Origin of the sequence: Roseibium sediminicola, from assembly GCF_023156505.1 — a bacterium.
Taxonomy (GTDB): Bacteria; Pseudomonadota; Alphaproteobacteria; order Rhizobiales; family Stappiaceae; genus Roseibium; species Roseibium sediminicola.
This window is the reverse complement of the sequence record NZ_JALNMJ010000013.1, coordinates 138,841-164,649: the sequence shown is the minus strand read 5'-3', so window position 1 is coordinate 164,649 and position 25,809 is coordinate 138,841. Positions and strand designations below refer to the sequence as shown.

Annotated in this window: 22 protein-coding genes and 1 tRNA gene; 12 read left to right on the top strand and 11 right to left on the bottom strand. The window is 60.9% G+C overall.

The features are described from left to right. Nucleotides 1-5: 5 nt before the first annotated feature. The 3 genes from M0H32_RS18465 to M0H32_RS18455 are packed head-to-tail and all read left to right on the top strand — an operon-like array spanning nt 6 to nt 5,605. Nucleotides 6-2,768 carry a tetratricopeptide repeat protein gene (locus tag M0H32_RS18465; RefSeq protein ID WP_248156580.1) on the top strand — a complete coding sequence of 921 codons (2,763 nt, stop codon included), beginning with the start codon at nt 6-8 and terminating at the stop codon, nt 2,766-2,768. A 43-nt stretch (nt 2,769-2,811) separates the two neighbouring features. Beyond that, a complete protein-coding gene (locus M0H32_RS18460; protein WP_248156579.1) occupies nt 2,812-3,903 on the top strand; it encodes an alginate lyase family protein in 1,092 nt (363 codons plus the stop codon). Nucleotides 3,904-3,958: 55 nt separating this feature from the next. Continuing rightward, the gene (locus M0H32_RS18455; RefSeq protein WP_248156578.1) at nt 3,959-5,605 is read left to right on the top strand and encodes an alpha-D-glucose phosphate-specific phosphoglucomutase; all 1,647 of its coding nucleotides are present in this window, start codon (nt 3,959-3,961) and stop codon (nt 5,603-5,605) included. 759 nt (nt 5,606-6,364) lie between these two features. Here M0H32_RS18455 and M0H32_RS18450 read toward each other — a convergent pair. The 5 genes from M0H32_RS18450 to M0H32_RS18430 form a co-directional block, all read right to left on the bottom strand. Beyond that, nucleotides 6,365-7,555 (bottom strand): IS91 family transposase, encoded by a 1,191-nt coding sequence (locus M0H32_RS18450; RefSeq protein WP_248156577.1) that lies wholly within the window; start codon nt 7,553-7,555, stop codon nt 6,365-6,367. 3 nt (nt 7,556-7,558) lie between these two features. Continuing rightward, nucleotides 7,559-8,467: a tyrosine-type recombinase/integrase gene (locus tag M0H32_RS18445; RefSeq protein ID WP_248156576.1), complete on the bottom strand. Its 909-nt coding sequence runs from the start codon at nt 8,465-8,467 to the stop codon at nt 7,559-7,561. A 403-nt stretch (nt 8,468-8,870) separates the two neighbouring features. Further along, entirely contained in the window at nt 8,871-9,980 is a 1,110-nt protein-coding gene (locus tag M0H32_RS18440) for a tyrosine-type recombinase/integrase (protein ID WP_248156575.1), read from the bottom strand. A 58-nt stretch (nt 9,981-10,038) separates the two neighbouring features. After that, nucleotides 10,039-10,494 (bottom strand): hypothetical protein, encoded by a 456-nt coding sequence (locus M0H32_RS18435; protein WP_248156574.1) that lies wholly within the window; start codon nt 10,492-10,494, stop codon nt 10,039-10,041. A gap of 626 nt (nt 10,495-11,120) precedes the next feature. Then, nucleotides 11,121-11,210 (bottom strand) — tRNA-Ser (locus M0H32_RS18430). A gap of 370 nt (nt 11,211-11,580) precedes the next feature. Here M0H32_RS18430 and M0H32_RS18425 point away from each other — a divergent pair. The 6 genes from M0H32_RS18425 (at nt 11,581) to M0H32_RS18400 (ending at nt 17,932) form a co-directional block, all read left to right on the top strand. Continuing rightward, entirely contained in the window at nt 11,581-11,853 is a 273-nt protein-coding gene (locus M0H32_RS18425) for a hypothetical protein (protein ID WP_248156573.1), read from the top strand. Nucleotides 11,854-11,989: 136 nt separating this feature from the next. After that, nucleotides 11,990-12,655, top strand: coding sequence for a peptide-methionine (S)-S-oxide reductase MsrA (msrA, locus tag M0H32_RS18420; RefSeq protein WP_248156571.1), 666 nt, complete (start codon nt 11,990-11,992; stop codon nt 12,653-12,655). A gap of 154 nt (nt 12,656-12,809) precedes the next feature. Continuing rightward, complete coding sequence (locus tag M0H32_RS18415) at nt 12,810-13,139, top strand: hypothetical protein (RefSeq protein WP_248156570.1); 330 nt, start codon at nt 12,810-12,812, stop codon at nt 13,137-13,139. Continuing rightward, nucleotides 13,132-14,619: a methyl-accepting chemotaxis protein gene (locus M0H32_RS18410; protein WP_248156569.1), complete on the top strand. Its 1,488-nt coding sequence runs from the start codon at nt 13,132-13,134 to the stop codon at nt 14,617-14,619. Before M0H32_RS18415 ends, M0H32_RS18410 begins: the two co-directional genes overlap by 8 nt. 189 nt (nt 14,620-14,808) lie before the next feature. Continuing rightward, nucleotides 14,809-16,665 carry an aminodeoxychorismate synthase component I gene (gene pabB / locus M0H32_RS18405; protein WP_248156568.1) on the top strand — a complete coding sequence of 619 codons (1,857 nt, stop codon included), beginning with the start codon at nt 14,809-14,811 and terminating at the stop codon, nt 16,663-16,665. 133 nt (nt 16,666-16,798) lie between these two features. Further along, on the top strand, nt 16,799-17,932 hold the full coding sequence (locus M0H32_RS18400; RefSeq protein ID WP_248156567.1) for an ATP-binding protein: 1,134 nt from the start codon (nt 16,799-16,801) through the stop codon (nt 17,930-17,932). Nucleotides 17,933-17,986: 54 nt separating this feature from the next. Here M0H32_RS18400 and M0H32_RS18395 read toward each other — a convergent pair whose 3' ends face one another. Together M0H32_RS18395 and M0H32_RS18390 are read right to left on the bottom strand one after the other, a co-directional pair. After that, on the bottom strand, nt 17,987-18,772 hold the full coding sequence (locus M0H32_RS18395; RefSeq protein WP_248156566.1) for a substrate-binding periplasmic protein: 786 nt from the start codon (nt 18,770-18,772) through the stop codon (nt 17,987-17,989). 325 nt (nt 18,773-19,097) lie between these two features. Further along, nucleotides 19,098-19,745: a nucleotidyltransferase family protein gene (locus tag M0H32_RS18390; RefSeq protein WP_248156565.1), complete on the bottom strand. Its 648-nt coding sequence runs from the start codon at nt 19,743-19,745 to the stop codon at nt 19,098-19,100. Between the two features lie 182 nt (nt 19,746-19,927). Here M0H32_RS18390 and M0H32_RS18385 point away from each other — a divergent pair, with 182 nt between their 5' ends. The 3 genes from M0H32_RS18385 (at nt 19,928) to M0H32_RS18375 (ending at nt 21,173) form a co-directional block, all read left to right on the top strand. Continuing rightward, complete coding sequence (locus tag M0H32_RS18385) at nt 19,928-20,242, top strand: hypothetical protein (protein WP_248156563.1); 315 nt, start codon at nt 19,928-19,930, stop codon at nt 20,240-20,242. A gap of 28 nt (nt 20,243-20,270) precedes the next feature. Then, on the top strand, nt 20,271-20,603 hold the full coding sequence (locus M0H32_RS18380; protein WP_248156561.1) for a hypothetical protein: 333 nt from the start codon (nt 20,271-20,273) through the stop codon (nt 20,601-20,603). 327 nt (nt 20,604-20,930) lie between these two features. Beyond that, complete coding sequence (locus M0H32_RS18375) at nt 20,931-21,173, top strand: hypothetical protein (protein ID WP_248156559.1); 243 nt, start codon at nt 20,931-20,933, stop codon at nt 21,171-21,173. A gap of 70 nt (nt 21,174-21,243) precedes the next feature. Here the strand turns inward: M0H32_RS18375 and pheT are convergent, their stop codons facing one another. The 4 genes from pheT to M0H32_RS29530 form a co-directional block, all read right to left on the bottom strand. After that, a complete protein-coding gene (gene pheT, locus M0H32_RS18370; protein ID WP_248156557.1) occupies nt 21,244-23,661 on the bottom strand; it encodes a phenylalanine--tRNA ligase subunit beta in 2,418 nt (805 codons plus the stop codon). Nucleotides 23,662-23,722: 61 nt separating this feature from the next. Next, on the bottom strand, nt 23,723-24,385 hold the full coding sequence (locus M0H32_RS18365) for a phenylalanyl-tRNA synthetase subunit alpha (RefSeq protein ID WP_248156555.1): 663 nt from the start codon (nt 24,383-24,385) through the stop codon (nt 23,723-23,725). A gap of 23 nt (nt 24,386-24,408) precedes the next feature. Further along, a complete protein-coding gene (gene pheS, locus M0H32_RS18360; protein ID WP_248156553.1) occupies nt 24,409-25,491 on the bottom strand; it encodes a phenylalanine--tRNA ligase subunit alpha in 1,083 nt (360 codons plus the stop codon). Between the two features lie 152 nt (nt 25,492-25,643). Then, nucleotides 25,644-25,766: a hypothetical protein gene (locus M0H32_RS29530; protein ID WP_282449432.1), complete on the bottom strand. Its 123-nt coding sequence runs from the start codon at nt 25,764-25,766 to the stop codon at nt 25,644-25,646. Nucleotides 25,767-25,809: the final 43 nt, after the last annotated feature.

Below are 25,809 nucleotides of genomic sequence, written 5' to 3'. Positions count from 1 at the left end.
ATGTTATGCGTTTGATGAGATCAACCAAGACCCGCCTGGCAACCGGTTTGTCCGTCGGCACGGTTTGGCTGTGTCTGTCCGGAGTTGCCGCATATTCCACTCCAATTGCTCTTGAATTCCGGCCGCCGGAAATCGAGGCCACCAGGATCTGCACGCCGAAACGGCCGGATTCGGAGATCCTGCGCGAGTGGATCGACTGGGACCGCACGGCCCTGCCTTCCGGAAAGAACATAGACACGATCGCGCGGGATCTCGTGCGGTTGCGCGACATTGATGCCGCCGGCTATTTCGACACCATCATGGCGGGCCTCGAACAGCTGCGCCGGAGCGATCCCGGCTACAGCGACAGCCGGTACCTGATCGACCGGATCAATGTCTATATCAATGCCGGCCGTATCGCAGACCTGAAAAAGGCGCGGCTGATCGCGGAACTGCAGGCCAGCGGGTACATGGCGTCGCCGCGGGCGATCGACTTTCTGGCCGATCTGCATTTGAACGGGATTGTCGTTGAGAGGGATCCTGAACTGGGACTGAAGCTCAAGGTGCAGGCCGCTTATGGCGGCAACGCCAACGCGCTTTTGCACCTGGCGGCGCTGACAAGTTCCGGCGAAGAGGTGCCCGGATGGGATGTCGATGCGCCGGTGGCGGTCACGCTCGCTTTCGGGGCGTTGCTCGGCAAGCTCAATCCGACCATCTGCGACCGGATCGGACGTATTGCGCGGGAATACTCCAGCGGAGAGGTGGTGCAGAAAGACCATGGCCTCAGCGAGACCTGGTACCGTTTTGCCGCGGATCTCGGGGATACCAATGCGGCCTGGAAGGTCGCCGAATATCACCTCGACAGCGAATTCATCGAAAAGGACAATTCGGTCCTTCTGAAATACTTGAAGGAAGCCGCATCCGCCGGTGTCGTTTCCGCCAAGATCGAACTGGGCCGCATTTACGAAACGGGATCGCTCACCGAGCGCAATGCAGAAGCCGCTCTTGAGCTCTACAATTCGCTCGCGGCCTCCGGTCTGCGCGTGGGCTATATCCGCAGCATCCTGTTGCGGGAGAAGCTGGGCCAGACCGATGGCGCGGATTTCGACAGCTATTTCCAGTCGCTCGTGGAGTTGTCCGAACTGCCGGATGCGCCAGGCTGGGTCTTCACCAAGCTCGGCAAGCTGGCCCAGGACCAGGACGGCATCTGGGACAGCGCCGGGAAAGCGGAAGAGCTGTTCGCCCGGGCCGCAGCGCTTGACGATGTCGACGGCAAATACGAATTGGCACGGACCTATCTGCTCAAGGCGCAGGACCGGACCAGGTTCAATATGGCGCTGGACCTGCTTTATTCCGCGGTTTCCGACAACGGCAAGATTGAAGCTCTTTCGGAGCTCCGCCGGGCTCATCTGTGTCTGAACCCCGACGGCCCCGATGTCAGCTCAGAGCACTACTGGCGGGCTGCCGAGAGCGGTGCCGGCAACGAAACGATCAGCATCGGTGTGGCTGAGGTCGGCGACCTGCAGAATGATCTGCCGCCGATGCTGCTTGCCGAAGTGCAGACCCAGGCGCTCTACGGGCGTGCGGAGGCGCTCGGCAACTTCGCCAATCTTCTCGAGCGGGTGCTGGAGAACGTTCCGGAACCGACAAAGGCCTTCTGGCAGTCCTACGCCGCGCGCTACGACGGAGGTGAGGCATCCATAGTCGTGCGAAGCTTCGAAGCGGCGGAAACGGAAGAGGATCGTTCCGAGGCGATCGACAGCCTGCGCCAGCTGATCGACGACGGTGATCAATACGCCGCCCTGGAGCTTGCCGACATTTTCCTGCGCCATTACGCGGAGGATTTCGAACGCGTTGCCGAAGCGGAATATCTGCTGGCGGCCTTCAATGGCGGCACGCGCGGCAAGATCCTGCGCCTGCTGGAAAACATTCGCGGCGGCGGGCAGGGCGATCCGTTCCAACTGACCGCAGAGCAGGTCGACCACATCACGGCACATGGCGATGCGGACGCCTTGCTGTTCCTGGCGGCACACGAGGCAAACGGGGAACAGCGGCAACAGCTTTATTTTCAGGCACGCGGCATCATGCGGTGCAATTTCGACACCGTTTATCAGTTTGCCGAATTTGCCGCGGAAAACGATCTGAGAGATGAGCTGAACCACTGGCTACGCGTCTCCATGGCGCTTCTGGAGGGCAAAGCTTGGCAGCTTGTAAAAGTCGCCGATCTCTATGCGGGCATGGACACGGATGCGGGCCATGAGGCGGCGTTTAATCTCTATGTATCCGCCCATGACCTTGGCTACGACATAGCATCCTTCCGCCTGCTCGACCTCGTTTCGGAGCCGGAGCGCGCAACCTACGATCCGGTGCTGGGGACCGAAATCTTCTCCAAGCTGCTCGCCAAGGCAGACGGCAACCAGCTTTACGGCGTCATCAGGCGCGTGCAGAAAGCACCGGACGCCATTCGCAATCCGGTGCTGGCGCAGCATGACATCAAGGCCCTCTACCGGCGGGCGGCCGAAGCGGAATATCCCGCGGCCATGCGGGAACTGGCCAAGCTGATGCGCTCTTCCGATGCGTCCCATGAGGACATCCGGGAGGCCAGCGACTGGCTTAAGAAATCGGCAGCGGCCGAGGATGTCGAGGCCATGGTCCTGTTGGCCCAGTCCTATGCATTCGGAATTGGTCTCGAACCGTCGCGTTCGGACGCCTTGAAATGGCTGAAGGCGGCCTCCGAGGCGGGCGATGATTCCGCCACAAAGCTGCTGCAGATCATCCAACTTCAGTAAGACCGGCATTCACCGGGAAACCCGTTCCGAGAAAGGATCCACCATGTCCCGTATCGACCTCCTCAAAAGCCGGCTTGCAGGCTGCTGCGTTGCAGCCGCTGCGGCTCTGCCGCTGCTCGTGTCCGCGGAAGCTGCGCACGCCTTCACCTGCCCGGAATTTCCCGCCCCGACGGTCTCGCTCGAATTCGGCAGCCGTTACAAGGACGACAGCAAAACCAGATCGGAGAAGGATGTGCGCTCCGATGCCGAGGTCACTGCGGCCCTGAAGCCGTCCGACGACTTTGTGCGGCAGTTGACCGAAGTCAGCAACATGGCACTGGAGGACCCGGAACTGACGGAGGCCGCGACGCACTGCGTGGTGGAGGGGGTCAGGGCGTGGGCCGAGGCGGACGCGTTCAGCGACATGCGCACCATCACGGCGAAAATCTCCTACCCGGCCCGGGTCGGCGGCATTGCGGTTGCCTATCGGCAGGTGCGGCCATTTGCGGATGCCATGGCCGATGACCGGCAGCTGATCGAGAGCTGGCTGCGCGTCCGCGCCGACGAGATCGTGGAGTTCTGGGACACCGATGCGCCGACCAAGGCCAAACAGGCGAACCTGCGAGCCTGGGCGGCGCTGGCCATTACGCAGATCGGTCTCATTCTCGACGAGCCCGCTTATCTGGACTGGGGGCTGCTGAGCCAGCGAATAATCCTCGATACCGAAGACCCGGACGGAAGCCTGCCTCTGGAAATGCGCCGCGGCAAGTGGGGGCTGCACTACCAGCTTCATGCCATGGCTCCGATGAGTGTCACCACCGCGCTGCTGTGTCAGGCCGGTTACCGCAATTCGCCCTACTATGAAACGCTCCTGGAAAAAGCCGTCAGATTTTCGCTGAAAGGCATTGAGGATCCGGGCATCGTCGAAGCCATCAACGGCAAAAAACAGACGGTGGAACCGGGCCTGGACAACCAGAAGACCTTCGTTCTGGCCTGGCTGGAAGCCTATTTGAACTTTAACTATGACCCAGGGCTCGACGAACGTCTGGCAACGTTCCGTCCGTTGAACAATTCAAAGCTTGGCGGAAACCTCACCCTCCTGTTCCGGGACAATCTCGACCGCCCCCTCGGCTGCCGGGAGCGGGACAACTCCTAGGCCCGGGCAGAGTATTTTTGATTTATGACGTTTCAAAACGCTTGGAAACCACGCCATGACCTTGCTTGCCGACCCCTTCACAGAGATTGCCGTGAAACCCTTTCCGGATCAGAAGCCCGGCACGTCCGGCCTTCGCAAAAAGGTCGCCCGGTTTCAGGAGCCGCACTACATCGAGACCTTCGTCCAGGCGATCTTCGATACGGTGCCGGCGCTCAAAGGCGGGCGGCTTGTGCTGGGCGGTGACGGTCGGTACCTGAATGCCGAAGCGCTCCAGATCATCTTGCGCATGGCCGCTGCAAACGGGGTCAGGGACATTCTCATCGGCAGGGACGGTATCCTGTCGACGCCGGCAGCGTCTCATCTGATCCGGCTGCGTGGCGCCGATGCCGGAATTATCTTGTCGGCCAGCCACAATCCCGGCGGACCCGGTGGGGATTTCGGTATCAAGCTGAACATGGAAAACGGTGGTCCCGCTTCCGAAACGGTGACCCGGAGACTGTTTGAGCGCACACGCAGCCTGACAAGCTACAAGACTCTGCATCACTCGGATCTCGACCTGTCGTGTCCGGGCCAGGTGAAGATCGGGCCGGCGCGTGTCGAGATTGTGGATCCGGTCGCCGATTATGCGGACCTGATGGCAACGCAATTCGATTTTGAGGCGATCCGCCGTTATGCCGCGAGCGGTGCGGGCGTTGTCTTCGACGCGATGAACGCGGTCACCGGTCCTTACGCGAAGGAGATTTTCGAGCAGCGTCTCGGGTTCCCGGAAGGCACGGTCTGGAACGGCGAACCGCTGACGGATTTCGGAGGGTGTCATCCCGATCCGACGCCGGTTCATGCAAAGGCGCTATTAGAGTTCATGACGTCCTCCGACGGGCCCGCATTCGGCGCGGCCTCGGATGGGGATGGCGACCGCAACCTCGTGTTCGGCCGAGGGGGCCCGGTCAGCCCTTCGGATTCGCTTGCACTGCTCACCGAACACGCCCATCTCGTGCCGGCATTTCGCAACGGCCTGACGGGTGTCGCCCGGTCGATGCCGACCAGCAGCGCCGTTGACCGGGTTGCCGAGGCGCTCGAGCTGAGCGTCCATGAAACGCCGACCGGGTGGAAATTTTTCGGCAACCTTCTGGACGCCGGTCTTGTCGGCCTGTGCGGCGAGGAAAGCGCCGGCACGGGCGGCGCCCACATTCGCGAAAAGGACGGGCTTTGGGCGGTGTTGTTCTGGCTGAACATCCTGGCGGTAACCGGACAGACCGTTGAGGCCCTCTTGAAAGCTCACTGGAGCCGTTTCGGCAGGACATTCTATGTCCGGCACGATTACGAGGATCTGGACCAGTCCCTGGCTCAGGAAACCATTGACCATCTGGCTGCCTCCGTCAAAAGGTACGCGGGCGTTTCACTTGGCGGACTGCAGGTGAAGACTGCTGATGTGTTCGAATATCAGGACCCGGTCGCAGGCGAAGTTTCGAAAAACCAGGGATTGCGGTTCCAGTTCAGGAACAGCGAGCGTCTAATCCTGCGCCTGTCTGGAACCGGCACGAGCGGCGCGACGCTGCGCATTTATATGGAGCGCCACGAAACCGCCGCCAAGACTTTCGGGGCCCCGGTTGCCACTGTTCTGGCACCCTTGCGCCGCGCTTACAAAGATCTGTTGGCCTTGGAAGACCTTTTCGGCCGTTCCAAGCCTGACGCGGTAGTCTGACGGTTTCACGTGCTTGAAGCCTGAGACTGCCGAAGACACCCCTTGGCAACAAGGAAGCTGGAAGAGCAGCCCTGGATTCTCAGGCGCATTCCGTCTTCATTTTGAGGCCAGGAAACCATGATGGTCATGTGCGATATTACCGGCATTTTCAAGTGAAACTCGCTGTCCATCGACTTGGAGCAGAGAACACTACAGACAATTGACAACCCATTCGGCACGAGGTTGTAACCTATGTCTCCGGATCGGACACACTAGAAAATGGTAGCTGAGAAGGGACTCGAACCCCCGACACGCGCATTATGATCCCGCTGGTCATTGTGTGTGGTGTTTTGCTCGAGAGAGCCGACACCCACTAAAAATTGCAAGATTGCGCCGTTCTTCTTCAAGCAACAATCGTGCATCATCAGGCAGCATGTCCGCTTTTTTGATTTTCTCAGTCGTAAGCCGCCTGTCCCCTCCCGTGAAGAGTTTCGGGTGCCGTCAGGCGTACGAAAGTCCCCGAGGACCGAACCCGCGTGCCGCAGACACTTGGTTATGGGGATTTCTATTTCCGACCGGTCTTGTTCCCGGCGTTGGTCGCTTGAGGGAGCGTATCATCTGATACGTTTGCACTGCCAACTGCTGATTTGGTGTGTTGCCAGTGATGTGGCCACACGGTGCTGATGATCATCACAGCGCTTGGAATGGCTGCTTGGGCACAGCGGAGCCTTCGCCGAAGTGTAAAGGCTCCGGGATGGTGTCCAGTCTTTCCATGCCGGGTCATGGCGCGGTCTCCCGGGTCGAAGCGGCGCAATTTGGCGGAGCGCGGGGTTGTTGCCAGCGGGCGAAGGCCTCGATGATGATCATGTGGCCACCACAGCAAGGGCATGGCGGCCGTGCATCGGACACCTCTGGTTCGTCGTCCTCGGGCTGTGGGTCAACGTTCAGCAATTCTCGAGCGCGATCGAGGCTGGCCTTGCGAGAGGTGCCGGCAAGAAGGCCGTAGTGGCGAATGCGGTGAAAGCCGCGCGGCAGGACGTGAAGCAGGAATCGGCGGATGAACTCGTCTGCGGCGAGCGTCATAACCTGCTGCTGGTCGGCACCAGTGCGACGGTAGTCCTTGTAACGGAAGGTGACCTCGTTCTCGTCGAAGCGGATAAGACGGGGGTTGGAAATGGCGACCCTGTGGGTGTAGCGGGACAGATAGGAGAGCACTGCTTCGGGCCCGGCGAAGGGGGCCTTGGCGTAGACGGCCCACCGCTTTTTGTGCACCAGTGACAGATGCTTCAGGAAGGCCTGCCGCTCGGCCAATGGGGCCAAGGATCCGAAGAAGACGAGCCGTCCTGTGTCGTAAAGAGCGATCAGCCGGCTCAGGAACAGGCGGCGGAACAGCTTGCCCAGGGCGCGCACGGGCAGGAGGAAGGCGGGGCGTGACGATATCCAGCGCGTTCCGTCGAGCGAGATGCCGCCGCCCGGCACGATCATGTGCACATGGGGATGGTGCATCATCGCCGATCCCCAGGTGTGCAGCACAGCTGTGATGCCGATGCGGGCGCCGAGGTGCTTCGGGTCGGCGGCGATCGTCAGCATCGTCTCCGACGCGGCGCGGAACAACAGGTCGTAGACAAGCGCCTTGTTCTGGAAAGCGATGACGGCGACCTCGGCGGGCAGCGTGAAGACGACGTGGAAGTAGCCGACCGGCAAGAGGTCGGCCTCCCGCTCGGCGAGCCAGCCGCGCGCGGCGGCGCCCTGGCACTTCGGGCAGTGTCGGTTGCGGCAGCTGTTATAGGCGATGCGCCAGTGCCCGCAGTCCTCGCAGGCCTCGACGTGTCCGCCCAATGCAGCTGTGCGACAATGTTCGACCGCCGACATCACCTTGAGCTGGGCGAGGCTCAGGTGTCCTTGATGAGAGGCCCGATAGGCGGGCCCGGCAGCGCGGAAGATGTCGGCGACCTCAAGCGAGGCGGACACGCCTCAGCCATCGGGCGCTGTGTCCGCGACAGTGAAGATGCCGAGCTTGTCGAGGGGGCTGATGACGGTGCGCACCGTTCGTGTCGCGACCTTGGTATAAAAGGCGGTGTTCTCCAGCTTTGCATGCCCGAGCAGGACCTGGATCACCCGGATATCAATGCCGTCCTCCAGCAGATGGGTGGCGAAGCTGTGGCGCAAAGTGTGCGGACAGACCCGCTTGCCGATGCCGGCGGCTCGTGCCGCTTCAACGACGATACGGTGGAGCTGTCGCGTGCTGATCGGCTTCGAGTAATGCTGTCCCGGAAACAGCCAGCCGTCGCGATGCATGACGCCCGCTTGATGTCCGACTTTCCACCAGTGCCGCAGCAGGGTGAGCAGGTCTTTGGACAGCATGGCATTGCGATACTGTCCGCCCTTGCCGCGCTCGACCCGGATCAGCATGCGCTCGCTATCGATGTCGCGGACCTTGAGCATCGATATCTCCGCCACACGAAGGCCTGCGCCATAGCCGACCGACAGGGCCGCCTGGTGCTTGAGGCAGGTGGTCGCATTGAGCAGACGGGTCACTTCGTCCCGGCTCAGAACGACAGGGAGCTTGCGCATGCTCTTTACCCGAACGAGCTTGCGCGCCAGATCCGGCCGGTCGACCGTGTTGGTGAAGAAGAAGCGCAGCGCCGACACAATGCTGTTCATGGTCGGCACTGGAACGCCGGCTTCGCGCTGTTCGATCTGGAACCGGTGAAGATCTTCAGCCGTGGCCGTGTCGGGAGGGCGACCGAGATAGGTCGCGAAACGCCCGACATCGCGCGTGTAGTTGCGCTGCGTCTCCATGGAAAAATGGCGCAGGTTCATGTCTTCGATCAGCCGCTGGCGCAGCCGGCTGACAGGGATAGTGGAAATAACTTCGGTCATCGTCTGGTTCCTTCTGGTTGAAAGGAACCAAATGGTCCGCTCAGGACCGGCAACGCTCAATCAAAACACGACCGTCAAGGATTTGCCGAGACATTGCCACTTGCGCCCTCCCGCGCAGCGGGTTCGTTCTTCGGCCCCTTCTGGTCATTCGGTTTGCGTTGTCATCTGCTTGTAGCTGAAACAGGCTGACAAACCGGACTGAGCTGCTAACATGGCGTCGGCGGCGCTTTCACTGCTGTCGTTGCTATTCAACGGCTAACCGGGCACCACTTCCCGGGCCGCTACCTCGCCCCAAATGCTGCAAGAAAAGTGCGGTCGATGGCCCGTGCCAATCCAGAATTCGGGCGCCAGGGCTGTTCCTGCAAGGCCTGAATGGACTGTGCGACGCAGGGCGCAGGACCGACTATCTCTTGATCAAAGCCTGCGCTGTCGCCTTCAAGACATCTCTGCTCTCTGACGGTACCTGGCTGATAAGCTCGACCAGTTCCAAGTCCTCTTCGGGCGCTTCATTTCGATCCCACATGTCAAGTACCAGCTCGCACTGGCGGTCATCAGTGAGAGTGGCGTAATGCTCCATCGTCGTGCCGATGTCTTCATGGCCCAGGTTCTGGCTGAGAGCCTTCAGTTCTTCTGGTGATCGCGCCCAAGACAAACACATGCGGCCAAGAGTAGCCCTGACTGAATGAGGCCGAAAGTAGCGAATGCCTGCGGCGTCTGTGGCCTTCCTGATTATCTCTCGCACAGGAGAAGTGGTTTTCCAGAATTCATCCATGTGAAGCGGATGGCGAGCACGAACTCCGCTGGGGGCCCTTGGAAACAACGGATCATCGTCTTCAGCACCGGAGGCACGTCTCTCCCCGATCCAATCTGTCACGATCGTGGCGATGTCGTTTCCGACCGGGAACCAGCCAGTTCGCATGGTCTTGGAAAATTTCGTATTCACTTCCCGGGCATCCTGGTGAACGGATCTGCCCTCTATGTCCATATGCTTGAGGCGCAGGCTGACGAGAGCCCCATCCCGAACACCTGTAAGGAACAGGCAGGCAATCACCGCGCGATCCCTTCGTTCAAACGCTGTGTTCGTCGGCATGGCTTTCAGCGTGGCGACGATGTCCGCTGCTGATGGCACGTGTTTTGTCTTCGGTGCGTGGGCGATTGCGGTCAGGCGACGAGGCGGAGTGCAATAGTCCGCCAGGTCCCTCTGAAGGGACCGATAGCCAGATTGCTTGGGAAGCCACTCGAGGAAGGCCTTCAGATCGTTACAGGTCTGCACGATGGTCGGAGCCGCCAAACCTCTGTTTCCAGGGCTCTCTCCGTGATCCGTCGCATTCAGTGTCTTTTTGAAGTTTATGATGTCATCCTGCGTCAGTCTGGTGAGCTCCTTGTCTCCAAGGCTGGTCGCGAACTGCCCGAGGTGCCGCATCCTGGCGCTGATTGTCTTGGCATCCAGCCCACGGGCCTCTTTCATGTGCATTTGGTAAGAATAGAGCATCCGCGCCGTAGGGCCGTGCATGTGGTCGTCCTCCGATAGTCCTGATCCGATGAATTGCAGCGTGGAGAAGAGAGATTCCCTAATCGGGAGTCTGGGCGCTGCAATTGCGTTTCTGCAGGTCTCTCAATCGGCGCAGATCGCTCTCACGGACAAACTTTGTCGTCCTGCCGCCAGTCTCGGGGCATTGGACGGAGACAAGCGTAAAGAGCTTGCCTTTTTGCCCGACCGTGAAGGGTTCGATGAGAAAGGAGTGCTTTTGCTTGCAGCAGACGCAGTAGATTTCCTCAAAGGTGCAGGGCACCTTGGCTTCCTTGCGCCGCCGGGCATGGAATTCGTTCAGATCCTGCCCGAGAAACAGGGTCCTTTGAGCCTCAATGGCTTTCAATCCGTAGCGCATCCAGTTCCGGACGGTCTGCCTGGAAACCAGATAGAGTGCAATCACGTCTTCGATCGAATAGAGCCAGTGGGCACGCGCCAGCCGCGCGCTCTTGAGGGTCTGCCGCCTTGCCGGTTTTTCTGTCGTGGGCGCCCTCATGAGGTCACACCCCGCAGCTTCAGGCAGTACTCTTCAATCTCCACCCGATACCAACGGGTCGTTCCGGGGGACAGTTCATGGCCCTTCGGAAACTCCGGATTGTTTCTGTTCCACCGCCAAATGGTGGGCACACTCACGGCAAAGAAGGCGGCCACTTCTTGAACCGTCATCCAGGGGGAAGGGTAGCCAGTCTGTTTCGGGCTGCGTCTCTGGGCCGCGCAGGATTGCCTTGATTTTGTCTTCAGCCGAGCAGGGGCTGGCCGGGCCGGACGGGAAGCTCCGGCTGTCTGTTCGGATGGCGCTTCCGGGATGGAAGGATCAATGGCTGGAAAGAGATCAGTCTGCCGTGCCGCGCACATGCAAGCCTCCAAAGTCGCGCTCGGGTAAACGAGCGGTTTCGGTTGGCGAGCACGTCCTGCGCAAGCTGGTGATAAACCCGGATGACATGAATGAACCGAGTTACATATTGGGTAGGCCCTGCTGCGATGTCGTGCAAGAGCCTGCGGCGAAAAACCTTGATTGAACGCCAGGGCCGTGAATAAACCTTACGACTGATGGGCTAGGTGATGGGCCGAGAGAACAAATCGTAAATAAACTTCTAAAACTCAATAGCTTATCAAGAAAAATGGCGGACAGAGAGGGATTCGAACCCTCGATACGGTTGCCCGTATACACGCGTTCCAGGCGTGCGCCTTCAGCCACTCGGCCACCTGTCCGTTCCAAGCGTCACCCGCTGGAGTGGGCGCAATATACCCATGACGCGGGCAAGCGCAAGCGCCTGAAGAATTTTTTTTAGTCTTTCTGTTCGCTGTGGATTTCTGCTTAAATCCCGGCAGAATTGCATATCGGCCGAACCAAATTTTTGAAGTCCTGTTCAGCAAAAGTCACAGGAATGTGTTGCATATCAATTCTTGAAGGCCGGCGAGGCGCTATTACCCTAAAGGAATGCTCAAGATCCTGACACTATCCTTTTTCAGCCAACAGGACTGCGAGCTTTTCGAGTATTAGACAGACAAGGCGTGACGTGCAGCAATGTTTAGTGTCGTAAAATTTTTATTTCGTGTTCTGGGCTACGGCTTTCTTGCCATGGCGATTATTGCCGGCATCTCCGATGCAAGCTCGTCCATCGCGCTTTCAAAGGTCCATCTGGCGCCGCTCGGACAGATCTGGTCGGAGCTGTCTCCCCAAAGTTTCGAGGCGGCCGGCGCCTATCTGACGGCTCATGTTCATCCGGCGCTCTGGGGCAGTCTCGGTGAGACCCTCCTGGCATGGCCGGTCTGGGCCGTGCTGGCTCCGATGGGGCTGCTGCTGCTATGGCTCGGCGCAAAACGCCGCCGGCGGCGGGTGCAATACGCCTGAGCGTTCCTGAAAAAACACAGACCCGTGAAACCCCTTGGAATGCCCGGGCGCCTGCGCCACATTAGGGCCTGACAAAGTCCGACCTGCGGCGGCGCCGGCACTGACGGTTGCGCCCGGTCTTTCAAGGAGGCCCGCCATGTCGTTCATGACCATGTTGACCAAGAAATTCTCGCTTCCGGCCAAGGAAGAGGCGCTTCCAGGACGTGCTGACGCGATCCGGCCGGTGGAAACCCATTTCGTCAACGGCAATCCCCTGACCGGGCCTTATCCGGACGGACTGGAAACCGTTCTCTTCGGTATGGGCTGTTTCTGGGGCGCGGAGCGGCTTTTCTGGCAGCTGCCCGGCGTTCATGTCACTGCGGTCGGCTATGCGGGCGGCCACACGCCGAACCCGACCTATCACGAAACCTGCACCGGCCGCACCGGTCATACCGAGGCGGTGCTGGTGGTCTATGATCCGGTGATCGTGTCTCTGACGGACCTTCTGAAGGTGTTCTGGGAAAACCACGACCCGACCCAGGGCATGCGCCAGGGCAACGACACCGGCACGCAGTACCGGTCGGCAGTCTATGTCAAATCCGCCGAAGACCTTGCGCTCGCTGAGACCTCCCGAAAGACTTATCAGGAGGCGCTGAAGGCGGGTGGCGTCAACGCCTCCATCACGACGGAAATCCGTCAGCTGGAGGAATTCTTCTTTGCCGAGGACTACCATCAGCAATATCTGGCCAAGAACCCGGCCGGTTATTGCGGTATCGGCGGTACCGGCGTCTCCTGCCCGACAGGTCTCGACCAGGAGGCCTGACATCGGTTCCCATTGACCCTGGATTTCTGCCCGGCCTTTGCGGCAGCTGCCGCAAGGGCCGTTTTTTTGTTCAGGCAGGGCCGCCATTTCAGTGTTTGTTAAATCCGGCTTGAGACCCTGTTCCTCACGCGCACCCGCGTTGAGGACTGATTCGGTGACCCGTGCGGCAAAGATCTTCGGCTCGGCCTATTTCGTGGCCTGCTGCCTGCTGGTTCTGATGACCAGCGTGCTGCCGTCCGGTAAAGGTGGTCCGGTTGCGGTTTTCGCCAGCCCCTGGAGCGGGCCGGCGGTCGAGATCGTGGCCGAGGCGGACGGCCGGATTGTGCATGCCGGCAAGCTGTCCTGGATCGCGGTCACCGATCAGAGCGACCCGGATCTCATCGCCAGGCTCTATCGTGCGGGTGCGGTATTTGTTGCATCGGCCATTGTCGCGCAAGCCTGCGCGGCCTGGACCGGTGCCTCGCTGGAGAAGGCAAATGACTGACGTGGCAGTGCAAGAAACCGGATTGGACGCGTTCCGGGAGAAGTTTTCCAGGATGGTGATCCATTTCACCTGGTTCAACGTTTTCCTGGTCATGGCAACTGCCTTCTGGGTGGGGCACGTGTCGCTGGTGGCCATGTGCGGCGCGGCGCTTTTGCTCGGTGTCGCGGCAACCGCAACCTGGCTGAAATTCGGCGCGGGGCTTGAAACAAGGCTGGCGACGGCGATGTCTCTGGCGGGCCTGGTGGCGCTCTTCGTCGCGTCCTTGTCCGTGCCTGCGGGCCAACCCAGTTACCAGCTCGACGGGCACATGTATTTCTTTGCGGTTCTGGCCATTCTGGCCGGCTGGGTCGACTGGCGCGCGCTGGTCGGCTACGCGGCCGTGGTCGCCGTGCATCATCTGGTCCTGAATTTCACGCTGCCCTGGGCCGTGTTTCCGAATGGCGCGGATTTCAGCCGGGTGGTGTTCCACGCGGTGATCGTGGTGGCCGAGGTAGGCGCGCTTTGGTGGATGACCCACAATCTCGCCCAGGCTTTCTCAACCTCCGACCGCGCCCGCAAGGACGCGGAAGCGGCACGCGGCGAGGCGCTGCGCCTTCAAGCCCAGACGGTCGAGCTGGACGAAGAGAAGCTGGCGAAACAGCAGATTGTCAACGATCGGATCGCAGCGTTCCAGACAGAGATTTCGGCCAAGCTGGACAGCGTCGGCCAGAAGGTGCGCGAGATGCGCGGCGCCGCCGAGGAGCTGGGCTCGGTCGCGGAAAACACCACCGGACAAGCGGCCTCGGTTTCCGAAGCTTCCGAAACCGCCTCCTCCAATGTCCAGATGGTGGCCTCGGCCGCCGAGGAGCTGTCCTCGTCGATTGCCGAGATTTCGCGCCAGGTCGAACAGACGACCGGGATTGTCGACCAGGCCACCGCCAATGCCCAGACGTCCAACCAGAAGGTCGCCGGACTGGCCGAGGCCGCCAACCGGATCGGCGAAGTTGTGACGCTGATCCAGGCGATTGCCGAACAGACCAATCTTTTGGCGCTGAACGCTACCATCGAGGCGGCAAGGGCCGGCGAGGCGGGCCGTGGCTTCGCGGTGGTTGCCGCCGAGGTCAAGGAACTCGCGACCCAGACCTCCAAGGCAACGGAAGAGATTGGCGCGCAGATTTCGGCGATCCAGGCCGAAACCAAGGGGGCTGTGGAATCGATCGGCGCGATCGCCGCCATCATGGATGAGGTCAACAGCTACACGGCCGCCATTGCCGCGGCAGTTGGTGAGCAGGGCGCGGCAACCCAGGAGATCTCGCGCAATGTCGCCGAGGCGGCCAACGGCACCGGCCGTGTCGCGGCCAATGTCGGCGGTGTGCGCGAATCCGTCGAGCGCACCAACCGCTCCGTCGGCGAGATGTCCGGGGCCACCGAAACGCTCGAACACGAAGCCCAGGACATGCGCCGCGCGATCGACGCCTTCCTGAAGGATGTCGCCGCCTGACAACCCGCGCACAGAATGCTGAAGGACCGGCCGGAAACGGCCGGTCTTTTTGTGACCTATAACGTGTACTGAAGCTGCAGGCTTGACCTGATGTCGCATGAGTGCCATGAGCCGCTCCTTACAAGCCACACGAACTGATCGGTCCAGGGCATGATACGGACCTTCAGAACCTGAAAACTGTCAAAGGCAATGTCTGAGCGCGTGTTCCAGCCTGGATCGGTCCTGCTCCTTGATCTTTTGAAACAGCCCGAAGCGCTGCTGTTTCAAAAGCCGAGGGAGATCGTCACCTGCACGCGCCTGGACGACGTGGCGGCCTGCCTCACGCGCCTCGAAGCCGCGCAGGCCGAGGGGCTTTATGCCGCCGGTTATCTCGCCTATGAGCTCGGTTTCGCCTTTGAGGAAAAACTGCGCCGGCGCTTCCGGGAAACCGGAGAGCCGCTCCTCTGGTTCGGTCTTTACGGCGCGCCGGAACGGCTCAGTCCCGATGCGGCCCGGGCTCTTCTGTCGGACGCTGCGGGTGACGGAGTGGCCGTAACAGGTCCTCTCGACTTCGACATGGACCGAAGCGCCTATGATGCCGCCTTCGGCGAGGTCCGCGACCACCTTGCCAAGGGTGACATTTACCAGGTCAACCTGACCATGCGGGCCCGCTTCGGCCATGAAGGGGCACCGGAACGCCTGTTCCTGGATCTGCTGCGCCGCCAGCCGGTCGAATTCGCCGCCTTTATGCGCCTGGAGGACCGGACGGTGCTGTCCCTGTCTCCGGAGCTGTTCCTGGAGCGGCGGGGTACGCGCCTGACCACCCGGCCGATGAAGGGCACCGCGCCACGTGGCCGCTATCCGTCCGAGGACGGGCGTCTCTCGCGCGAACTGGCGAGCGATCCGAAACAGCGCTCTGAAAACATCATGATCGTCGACCTCATGCGCAACGACCTGTCGCGCATAGCCGAGACCGGCTCGGTTCAAGTCACGAGCCTGTGCGAGGTCGAGCGCTATCAGAGCCTGCACCAGATGACGTCGACGGTCGAGGCAACGGTTCCTGCCGATCAGGGCTTTGCCACGGTGATCGAAAATCTCTTTCCCTGCGGCTCAATCACCGGTGCGCCGAAACTGAGCGCCATGCAGATCGCCCATGATCTGGAGACCGGTCCGCGCGGGGTCTATACCGGCTCGATAGGCTATCTTGCGCCCGGCGGCGACTTCCGCTTCAACGTCGCCATCCGCACGCTGGTTCTGCGCAGGGACGGCAGCGGCGAGGCCGGGGCCGGGTCCGGCGTCGTCTTCGACAGCGGCGCGGCGCCCGAATATGACGAATGCGCGCTGAAGCTGAAATTCCTCTCCGAAGCAGTGCCCGAATTCGAGCTGATCGAGACGATGGCGCACGACCCGGTGGACGGCTATCTGCTGCTGGACCGGCATCTGCGCCGCCTGCAGCAATCTGCGGACTACTTCGGGTTCTCCTTTGACGAGGACGCCATCCGGTCGGCGCTGTGCAATGCGGCGGCCACCTTTACCGGCGCGCAGCGGGTTCGGCTTCTGTTGAACGCCGAAGGCAAGGTTTCCGTAACGGCGACGGATCTGGGTCCTGTCGACCGCACGACCGTTTTCAATCTGGTGATGGCGTCCGAGACAACGCATTCCGGCGACCGGTTCCTTTATCACAAGACCACCAACCGGGCGTTCTACGATGACACCAGGATGCGCTATCAGGCGGAGACGGGCTGCCAGGAGGTGCTGTTTGAAAACGAGAACGGATTCCTGACAGAGGGCAGCTACATGACGCTGTTCCTGAAAAAAGACGGCCGGTTGCTGACCCCGGCGCTGCGGCACGGCCTGCTGCCGGGCACATTCCGGTCGGGTCTGCTGGAACGCGGTCTTGCCGTCGAGGCGGATCTGACACAGGACGATCTTTTGACGGCGGACGAGATCCTGGTCGGCAACTCGGTGCGCGGTCTGGTACGCGCGCGCCTGATTTCGAACCGGCAAGGGGCGGCGGGCCACACAGTGGGCGACGACACACTTCTGGTCAAACGGCAGGCAGGCTAGAGCGCGTCACCGTTGGATTGAAGCTCTCTGGGGTCATGATCCTAGGTCCTTGGCCGGCGGGCGGGTCTTTCAGCTTGCCCCATGTTCGACATTGATCTACCAGTTTGTAGAACTTCTACCTAGGTGTCGAACCATGTCGAACTCTCCCTGGCACTATCCGCGCACGGAATTTGCTGATCGTGTCATTCAGTCCTTTGTCTCCGGCGGATCGACGGCGCTGACCCTGTTTGCGCCCCGCCGGACCGGCAAGACCCAGTTTCTGATCCATGACCTGGCGCCGGCGGCGGAACGGCTGAACTGCACGGTGGTTTATGCCAGTTTCTGGCAAACCGCCGACACGCCTGTCGACACGCTGATTCACGCGATCGAAAGGGCGACGGAAAAACCGGGTTTCTGGCAACGGGCGCACTCCGCGCTGACCGGCATGAAACCCAAGATCCGGATTGCGCCGATGGGTATTGGCGGCGAGGTCGATCTCTCCGGTGCGCAGAAACCGGAGGTCCAGCAGGATCCGCTGTTGACGCTTGACGACAGGATCGGAGGCCTGCCCGCGACCGAAAAGACACCGGTCTTGTTCATGCTGGATGAGGTCCAGGGTCTTGCCGCGCCGGAACACGGCGCCTTTGTCGCCGCATTGCGTACCAGCCTCGACAAACGCCGGGACACGGTGCGGACCATCTTCACGGGGTCAAGTGTGGATGGATTGCGGGCGATGTTTTCGAACAGGCAGGCGCCGTTTTTTCACTTCGGCAGCAATATCGATCTGCCTGCGCTGGGGGAGGACTTCGTCCGCCACATGCTGAAGGCCCACAAGACGGCAACCAGCCGGGATGTCGCCTTTGAAGCGGCAATGGCCTTTTTCCTAGAAGTCGACCGCTCTCCCTACATGATGCGCAATGTTCTGGAACGTATGGCGCTCAATCCGGATTATGATTTTGCGACCGCCGCCACCCGGATCCGTGAGGAACTTGCCGAGCGACAGGGCTTTCCAGTGCTCTGGTCGGAATTGAATGCCCTGGCACAGGCGGTGCTTGTCGAAATCGTCCGGGGTGAAACAGCCCTGACGTCGATGGCTGCCCGCAAGCGGCTGGGCCAGGCCACCGGCGAGGACGCCATCTCACCGGGGAGGGTTTCCGGGGCGATCAGGACCCTTGGCCGCAAACACATCATTCACAAGATAGACGGCAACTGGGCGCTGCAGGACTCGGATTTCGGCCGGTATGTCGACACGTTGATACCGATGGCAAATACGTCGCCTTCAGTGTGAGACTTCGGCTTTGCGCTTGGTGGGCGCCGGCAATCCAGAGCCCGGCACTGCGGTTTAGTTGACTTCGCTGCCGGTCTTGTCGGAACTGTCTGCCTCCGCCTTTGAAGCAAGGAGCTCCTCAAAAGCGGCCTGGAACCGTTCAACGACCCAGTCTGGCGTGTCGAGGTTGAAAGCAAAGTTCAACTGAACGGTATCCGCAAGAAAAACCGGTTCGTAGTCAGAGGGATCGACACCTGCCCGGGTGGCAAGCCTTTCGAAATTCGCCCACTGAATCGGGATGAAATCGATGCGGCCTGCATCCAGCATCCTGATATTGAGGATGCCTTCGCTGTTGAATGTGGTGTTTGCTTCCGGAATGCCGTGCCTTTTGGCGAAGATGGCGCTGGCACTGTCGATGACGACACCGACCTTGTATTGATGCAGGTCTTCCGATTTCTGAATATTGAAGTTTTTCTCTTTTTTGCCAATGAAATAGGATTCGAACTTCAGGATCGGTCCTGCCCACTTGAACAGCTTTTCCCGTTCGGGGGTGCGGCTGGTCGAGAACAGGACCGTGTTTGGTTCCTGCTGCGCCTGACGGTAGGCACGGGCCCAGGGCAGAACAACGACATCGTCTCGGCCCTGTGTCGATCCGACCTTGCGCAAGATGCCGACCAGAAGATCGATCGTTTGCCCCTTCACCACCCCGTCTTCCAGATAGTGGTACGGTTTCCACTCTTCGGTCAGGAATGTGAGGTCCGGGAACGCGGTTTCTGCCTGAGCCGCCGCCGGCAGGGTGAAAGCTGGTGCAGCGAACAGGATCAGGCAGGCGACGGCGACCGCTTCCAATCGAAGGGTCAAGCCTTTCGCAAACCGTCTGGGGAATATTGGATCTGCCTTGTTCAACATCAGTCCCATTGTGCACTTCAAGTATGAATCCGGCGCCTCCCATTAAATGAGAGTGCCGAGGTCAAGTAAAGTAAACAAAGGGGATTAATTGCAATAAAATGACGAGCAAAATGTGTTATTTTGATTGTGGAAAAATCTGCCCAAATATATTTTCCCTTTTAAAGAATTTTAGGATTTTGCATCAGTATTTTCCGCAAAAATTACTATCTGTGGTTGACGGAGGCCTCAACGAGTATCGCTCACCTTGGCATGCTCTAAGGCGGCAGGGCCAGGCTGACTACGCCCGCTCTCCCCAGGGCACGACCGACAGTTCCGGCCAGAGCACCTTCATCCGCTCCGACTTTTCGATATAGGTTCGCTCATTCGGCTGCACGTAATTGGGCACGAGCCGCATCCCGAACAGGTTGGCGAGGCCGAAAGGGGCATGCACGGCGATCCTGCCGGTCTTGTCGAGCCGCGCCGCCACCGCGTGGGTGCGGGAGGCATAGGTGGTGAGACTGTCCATGGCGCAGTCCAGCGGCCGGTAGGGCCGGCCGAAGCGCTGCTCGTACCAGAGATGTACCCGCGCCTGGTTCCGTGTCTCCAGCAGATCGGCGAGGTCGGGCAGGGAGGCATTCACCCTCTTGATGACGGCATCCTCCACCTCATAGGACAGATCCGTGCCGTCGAAATAGATGATGTCGAAATCCTTGATGCCGTGCAGGAGCGGCCGGCCGGTCAGCACGTTCCAGACGGTCTGGTAAATACCGCCGGAGACCAGCCAGGCATCTGGCAACTCCAGGGCCTGGATCGCACGCAGGATGTCCATCACATGCGGGACGGTTTCCAGGATCTGCGCGAGCCTGTCGAGGCGCACCTCTTCGCAGACTGCATAGGCATCTCCCAACCGGGCGGTGTCGATCAAGAGGCCTGTTTCGCTGGTCATCGCCGGTTCCTTTTGCTGCAAGTGCGGACCCTATCCGATTCTGCGCCTTGCGGAAGCTGGGGGGGGGCCGAAATGGAGGACTGAACCAGGCCTGCAAGCGTCAAGCGGCCGCAGGCCCAAACCTTGACACCCCGACGGGCAACGCCATCTCATTTGGAGCGCTTTAATTTCGGGAATTTCCTATGAGCAAACTGCTGACAAAACTGGCGATAACCGCACTGGCCGGAAGCTCACTCCTGGCCGCCACGACCCTTGCGGGGGCGCAGTCCGGGAGGCCGAACACGACGTCTATGTCCTGCGGTCAGGTCCAGTCGCTGATCCAGCAGCGCGGCGGCGTGGTGCTGAGCACCGGCCGTTACACCTTTGACCGTTATGTGGCCAACAGGAATTTCTGCCAGCATGGCGAGGTCACCCAGCGCGACTATGTGCCCACCAGGGACAACAACCGCTGCATGGTCTGGCGCTGCGTCAATCCTCAGCCCTGGCGCTACGACTGAGCCGGGCGGCTGTTATGGGAGGGCCGGAATGGCGGAGAGCATGGCGAAGATTCCAATTCGGCAATGGATCAGGGGCGCGGCTCTCACGGCGGTTTGCCTGGTTTTGACCGCGTCCCTGGCGCACGCCCAGGCTGGCCGCCCGGACACCCGCAGGCTGACCTGCAATGAAGCCCAGCAGCTGGTCCAGAAGAGCGGCAGCATCGTGATGACGACCGGACCGTCCACATTCGAGAAATTTGTTGCCAACGCCAGTTACTGCCTGCCGCAGAGCAATCAGGTGCGGGCGAATTTCGCGCCGACCAAAGACAATCCGGAATGCGCCGTGGGCAATCGATGTTACCAGAATCGAGGCAGCCGCTAGGGCGCGGCCATCGCGTTTCATCCGTTGCGTTTCTGTGCGCTTGAAGCGGGTATCTGCTTTAGACAATTTATCGGTTGTTCAGGTTTTTCCGGCAGCCTCTTGAGGCGGAAGCTTGGTGTAACGCCGTTATGGAAGGGCGTTTCACAAATATGAAATAGGGATTGCCTATTTCTGGCAGGCATGCCCATTTACTACATCAAATAACCTGAAAAACACCGGACAGAACTTGCGGCTAGCGGGAAAAACACAATGAAGCAACTTTTAATTGCGGGCTGTGCCGGTAGATTTTTTGTCTTCTCTTTTATTTGCTTATCCCTTGTTTCCGCTGTGGAGGCACAAACACGCCGGCAGCCGGACACCACGAACCTGACCTGCGAAGAGACGCACGCCCTGATCAACCGGTTCGGCGCCATTAATCTGAAATCCGGCCCGCACAAGTTCGATCGCTATGTCACCAACCGGAACCAGTGTTTCACCGGCCAGACCGTGCGCAACACATTCGTGCAGACCGAGGACAACAAGCGCTGCACGGTGCTGATTTGCGCGGAAACCGGCCAGCGCAACAATTGAACGCGACAAGCTCCAGGCATGAAAAAAACCGCACGGTTTTACCCGTGCGGTTTCGAATTCGTGACGGACCTCAGCTTCTCAGCGAGCCGCCGGTCGCCTTTTCGACATTGGCGATGATCTTCTTGGCCACCGCGTCGATTTCCTCATCCGTCAGGGTCTTCTGACGCGGCTGCAGCAGCACGTCGACGGCGACGGACTTCTGGCCTTCCGGCACGCCCTGGCCTTCATAGATATCGAACAGGGTGACCTCCTCGATCAGGGTCTTGTCCGCGCCGCGGGCGGCTTTCAGCAGCGTTTCCGCGCTGACGTCCTTGGCCATCAGAAAGGCAAAGTCACGCCGCACCGGCATCAGGTCGCTGACATTGAGAGCACCCTTGGAACGGCCGCCCTTGCCCTTCGGCTGCGGCAGGGCGTCGAGATAGATCTCGAACCCGACCAGCGGGCCTTCGATGTCCAGGGCCTGCAAGGTGCGCGGATGGATTTCGCCAAACACCGCCAGCGTGTTTTTCGGTCCGAGCTTCAGACAGCCGGAGCGGCCCGGATGGAAGGTCGCCGGGGCATCGGTGTAGATCTGCAGCTTTTCGACCGGCGCGCCGATGGCGGCAAGCGCCGCTTCGGCATCCGCCTTGGCGTCATACACATCGACGGCAGCGGAGCTGCCCGCCCAGTGACGTCCGGCCCCCGCCAGTTTGGCGGTGCCGCGGCGCACGCCCGCGGCGACCATTTTCTGGCCCTCCGGCGTATCGTTCTCAAACACCTGACCGACCTCGAACAGGGCGACGTCGCCATAGCCGCGGTCGGCGTTACGCTGCGCGGCCGCCAGAAGGCCTGGCAGCAGGCTCGGGCGCATGTCGGACATCTCGCTGGAAATCGGGTTGGCCAGGGCGAGGGCCGCGCTGCCGCCGCCGAACAGCTCGGCCTGGTCCTTGGCGATGAACGACCAGGTCACGGCCTCGTTGAAACCGCGCGTGGCCAGCGCCCGGCGCGCCTTGCTGCGCCGGATCTGGCCCGTGGTCAGCACCTTCTGGCCGACGGAGCCGGTGGGCGGCAGCGGCGTGAACGGCACCCGGTCGAGGCCGAGGATGCGCACAACCTCTTCGACCAGATCCGCTTTGCCTTCAATATCCGGACGCCAGCTCGGCGCGGCAACCTTGACCGTATCGCCGGAGCCGGACACCCAGAAGCCGAGCGACTTCAGCGTGACATTGGCTTCCGCCGGCGTGACGTCGACGCCGCTGAGGCGCTTGATTTCCGAATAGGGGAAATTGATGATGTTGCTGCTGTCCGGGATTTCGCCCGCCTGCAGCGCCTCGGACGGTTCGCCGCCGCACAGGTCCAGCACCATGCGCGTTGCCGCTTCCAGTCCCGGCATCATGTAGTTCGGGTCGACACCGCGCTCGAACCGGTAGCGGGCATCGGTGTTGACGCCGAGCTTGCGGCCGGTGGCGGCAATGCCGTCCTCGTCCCAGAGCGCGGATTCGATCAGCACATTGACCGTGTCCTCGGTACAGCCGGACGGTTCGCCGCCCAGGATGCCGCCGAGGCTTTCCACGCCGTTGTCGTCGGAAATCACGCAGACCGTGTCATCGATGTCGTAGGACTTGCCGTTAAGGCCGTCGATCTTCTCGCCGGCCTTGCCCCTGCGGACCACCAGATTGCCATGGACCTTGTCGGCATCGAAGACGTGCAGCGGCCGGCCCTGGTCGAAGGTCATGTAGTTGGTGATGTCCACCAGGATGTTGATCGGGCGGAGGCCGATGGCGGTCAGGCGGTCCTGTAGCCATTTCGGCGACGGGCCGTTCTTGACGCTCTTGACCAGACGCAGACCGAAAGCCTTGCACATCGGCTTGGTGTCGCCGAAATCGAGCGTGACGGACACCGGGCAGGGGTAACTGCCGCGGATCTGTTCGTGGCTGCGTTCCTTCAGCTTGCCGAGGCCGGCGGCCGCCAGGTCGCGGGCAATGCCGTAGACACCGGTGCAGTCCGGGCGGTTGGGCGTCAGACCGATCTCGATCACCGGTTCGTCAAGGCCGGCCCATTCGGCATAGGTCATGCCGACAGGTGCGTCCTCGGGCAGGTCGATGATGCCGTCATGTTCTTCCGAAAGTTCCAGCTCGCGCTCCGAGCACATCATGCCGAAGCTTTCCACGTCGCGGATCTTGCCGACAGACAGGGTCACATCGAGGCCGGGAATATAGTCGCCCGGCTTGCCCAGCACGCCGACGAGGCCGGCGCGGGCATTGGGGGCGCCGCAGACGATCTGGATCGGGTCGCCTTCGCCGGTGTCGACTTTCAGGACACGCAGCCGGTCCGCATTCGGGTGCTGCTCGGCTTCCAGAACCTTCGCGATCCGGAAACTCTTCAGCCGGTCGGCCTTGTTGGTGACTTCCTCGACTTCCAGGCCGATCATGGTGAGACGTTCGACGATCTCATCCAGGCTGGCATCGGTCTCAAGATGTTCCTTGAGCCAGGAAAGGGTGAATTTCATAATGTTGTCTCTTCAAATCTCAAGCAGCGCACGCGGGCTGCGAAACGGGAGGAATGGCGGATCAGTTGTTGAAACGGTCGACTTCGGGCAGGACCGTCGCGGCACCGTAGTTTTCGGCAAAGCGCCGGCCGATCTCGGAAAAGTCCTTGGTCCAGCCGCGCACGATTTCCGGCGTGATCTGCTGTTTGGTTGCGATCGCCTGGGCCGCTTCGGTCTCGATCCGGTCGCGCAGGATGCCAAGCTCGACCTGAGCGGAATATTCCGCCCGGTATTTGCCGAGCCAGCCCATGGCGACGATGACGACCATCACCAGAAGCGCCGCCGTTGAGGTCAGGCCGGCCCATTTGGCGGTGCCGCCGATGCGCCGGTCGCTGGCGATCAGTACGATCGAGGCGATGGTCAGGAAAGCAACGATATAGATCGCCTGCAGAAAGCTTTGATACTTTTCCGCGGAGCTTGCCTCATGACCGGCGCGCAGCCGCGTGATCCGGTCGCGCAGGTACAACAGCGCATCGGCTTCGGTGCCGAGCTTGTCGCGAAAGTAGGTGTCGCAGAAGCGCAGGCGGCCGCGGCTTTCGATCTTTTCCGCGCAGGCCTCCAGGAAGGAGGTCGGCGAGGCAACGCGCGACTCCTGGTCCGCGGTCGTCGCGGTCTGGGCGGCGGCAGGCAGCGCCGCGAAAAGGCTCAGCAGAAGAACAAGACTGATGCGGATCAGCATGGACATGGTGGTTGCCCCCGTTCCGAAGGTTAACTGGACAGACCGCCGAACAGGGTCGGCAGGTCGAGAGGGCGGAAGCCGTAATGCTGGATCCAGCGTACATCCGCGTCAAAGAAGGCACGCAAGTCCGGCATGCCGTATTTCAGCATGGCGATGCGGTCGATGCCCATGCCCCAGGCAAAGCCCTGATAGACATCCGGGTCGAGGCCGCAATTGCGGATCACATTCGGATGGACCATGCCGCAGCCGAGGATTTCGAGCCAATCCTCGCCCTGGCCGATCTTGACCTCGCCGCCGGACCGGTCGCACTGGATGTCGACTTCCATGGACGGTTCGGTGAACGGGAAGAAGCTCGGCCGGAACCGCATCTTGATATCGTCGACCTCGAAGAAGGACTTGCAGAACTCGTGCAGGATCCATTTCAGGTGGCCGAAATGGCTTTCCTTGTCGATGACGAGGCCTTCGACCTGGTGGAACATCGGCGTGTGGGTCTGGTCGCTGTCGCAACGATAGGTCCGGCCCGGGATGATCACGCGGATCGGCGGTTCCTGGTTGCGCATGGTGCGGATCTGCACCGGGGAGGTGTGCGTGCGCAGCAGCAGGCGCTCGCTGTCTTGCCGTTCGTTGAAGAAGAACGTGTCATGCATCTCGCGCGCCGGGTGGCCTTCAGGGAAGTTCAGCGCGGTGAAGTTCAATTCATCGGTTTCGATGTCCGGGCCTTCGGCGATGGAAAAGCCCATGTCGGCGAAGATCGCGGTCAGTTCGTCGATCACCTGGCTGACCGGATGCACCCGGCCGGTTTCGGCGGGCGACGGGCGCAGAGGCAGCGTGACGTCGACGGTTTCGCTGGCCAGGCGGGCTTCCAGGGCGGCCTCGGCCAGAACGTCCTTGCGGGCGGCGAGGGCGTCGGTGACCTTGGCCTTCAGGCCGTTCAGCGCCGGGCCCATGACCTGGCGCTCTTCCGGGCTCATCTTGCCGAGTGTTTTCATCTGCTCGGAGATCTTGCCCTTCTTGCCCAGGGCCTGCACCCGGATCTCTTCCAGGGCGGCTTCACTCGCGGCGCTCTCAATGGCGGCCAGAAGTTCGGATTCAAGTGTATCGAGATTGGACATGCGTACTCGGTCGTCGGTTCGCGCGATGCGCGCGGAGGTGTCGAAACAGAAAGTCGGGGTCTTTTAGCGAATAATGGCGTGGAAAGCCACGGCCTGAAACGCATTATTGCGTGACGCACCGGTGAAGAGAAAAGCGCGGGAATAAAAGCGCCTTAGCGCATAAATCGGCCGCAGGCAGGGCCCTGCAGCTCGATGAGGCGCGCCGCAGCCATTGCCAGGCCCGAGGTGCCGGTCATGTCGCCCTTGCGGCGAATATCTGCGCTGCGGTTGCTCATGGGCGTCAATGTACTCAATGCCGGACGGATGGCAAGCGGAAAT

Bases quoted from the DNA above. Each gene is read 5' to 3' on its own strand.
- pabB (WP_248156568.1), top strand. From the start codon at position 14,809: ATGTCTGAGCGCGTGTTCCAGCCTGGATCGGTCCTGCTCCTTGATCTT.
- M0H32_RS18365 (WP_248156555.1), bottom strand. From the start codon at position 24,385: ATGTCCATGCTGATCCGCATCAGTCTTGTTCTTCTGCTGAGCCTTTTC.
- M0H32_RS29530 (WP_282449432.1), bottom strand. From the start codon at position 25,766: ATGAGCAACCGCAGCGCAGATATTCGCCGCAAGGGCGACATGACCGGC.
- M0H32_RS18435 (WP_248156574.1), bottom strand. From the start codon at position 10,494: ATGAGGGCGCCCACGACAGAAAAACCGGCAAGGCGGCAGACCCTCAAG.
- pheS (WP_248156553.1), bottom strand. From the start codon at position 25,491: ATGTCCAATCTCGATACACTTGAATCCGAACTTCTGGCCGCCATTGAG.
- M0H32_RS18455 (WP_248156578.1), top strand. From the start codon at position 3,959: ATGACCTTGCTTGCCGACCCCTTCACAGAGATTGCCGTGAAACCCTTT.
- M0H32_RS18380 (WP_248156561.1), top strand. From the start codon at position 20,271: ATGGCGGAGAGCATGGCGAAGATTCCAATTCGGCAATGGATCAGGGGC.
- M0H32_RS18390 (WP_248156565.1), bottom strand. From the start codon at position 19,745: ATGACCAGCGAAACAGGCCTCTTGATCGACACCGCCCGGTTGGGAGAT.
- pheT (WP_248156557.1), bottom strand. From the start codon at position 23,661: ATGAAATTCACCCTTTCCTGGCTCAAGGAACATCTTGAGACCGATGCC.
- M0H32_RS18425 (WP_248156573.1), top strand. From the start codon at position 11,581: ATGGCGATTATTGCCGGCATCTCCGATGCAAGCTCGTCCATCGCGCTT.
- M0H32_RS18400 (WP_248156567.1), top strand. From the start codon at position 16,799: ATGTCGAACTCTCCCTGGCACTATCCGCGCACGGAATTTGCTGATCGT.
- M0H32_RS18410 (WP_248156569.1), top strand. From the start codon at position 13,132: ATGACTGACGTGGCAGTGCAAGAAACCGGATTGGACGCGTTCCGGGAG.
- M0H32_RS18440 (WP_248156575.1), bottom strand. From the start codon at position 9,980: ATGCACGGCCCTACGGCGCGGATGCTCTATTCTTACCAAATGCACATG.
- msrA (WP_248156571.1), top strand. From the start codon at position 11,990: ATGTCGTTCATGACCATGTTGACCAAGAAATTCTCGCTTCCGGCCAAG.
- M0H32_RS18385 (WP_248156563.1), top strand. From the start codon at position 19,928: ATGAGCAAACTGCTGACAAAACTGGCGATAACCGCACTGGCCGGAAGC.
- M0H32_RS18465 (WP_248156580.1), top strand. From the start codon at position 6: ATGCGTTTGATGAGATCAACCAAGACCCGCCTGGCAACCGGTTTGTCC.
- M0H32_RS18460 (WP_248156579.1), top strand. From the start codon at position 2,812: ATGTCCCGTATCGACCTCCTCAAAAGCCGGCTTGCAGGCTGCTGCGTT.
- M0H32_RS18445 (WP_248156576.1), bottom strand. From the start codon at position 8,467: ATGACCGAAGTTATTTCCACTATCCCTGTCAGCCGGCTGCGCCAGCGG.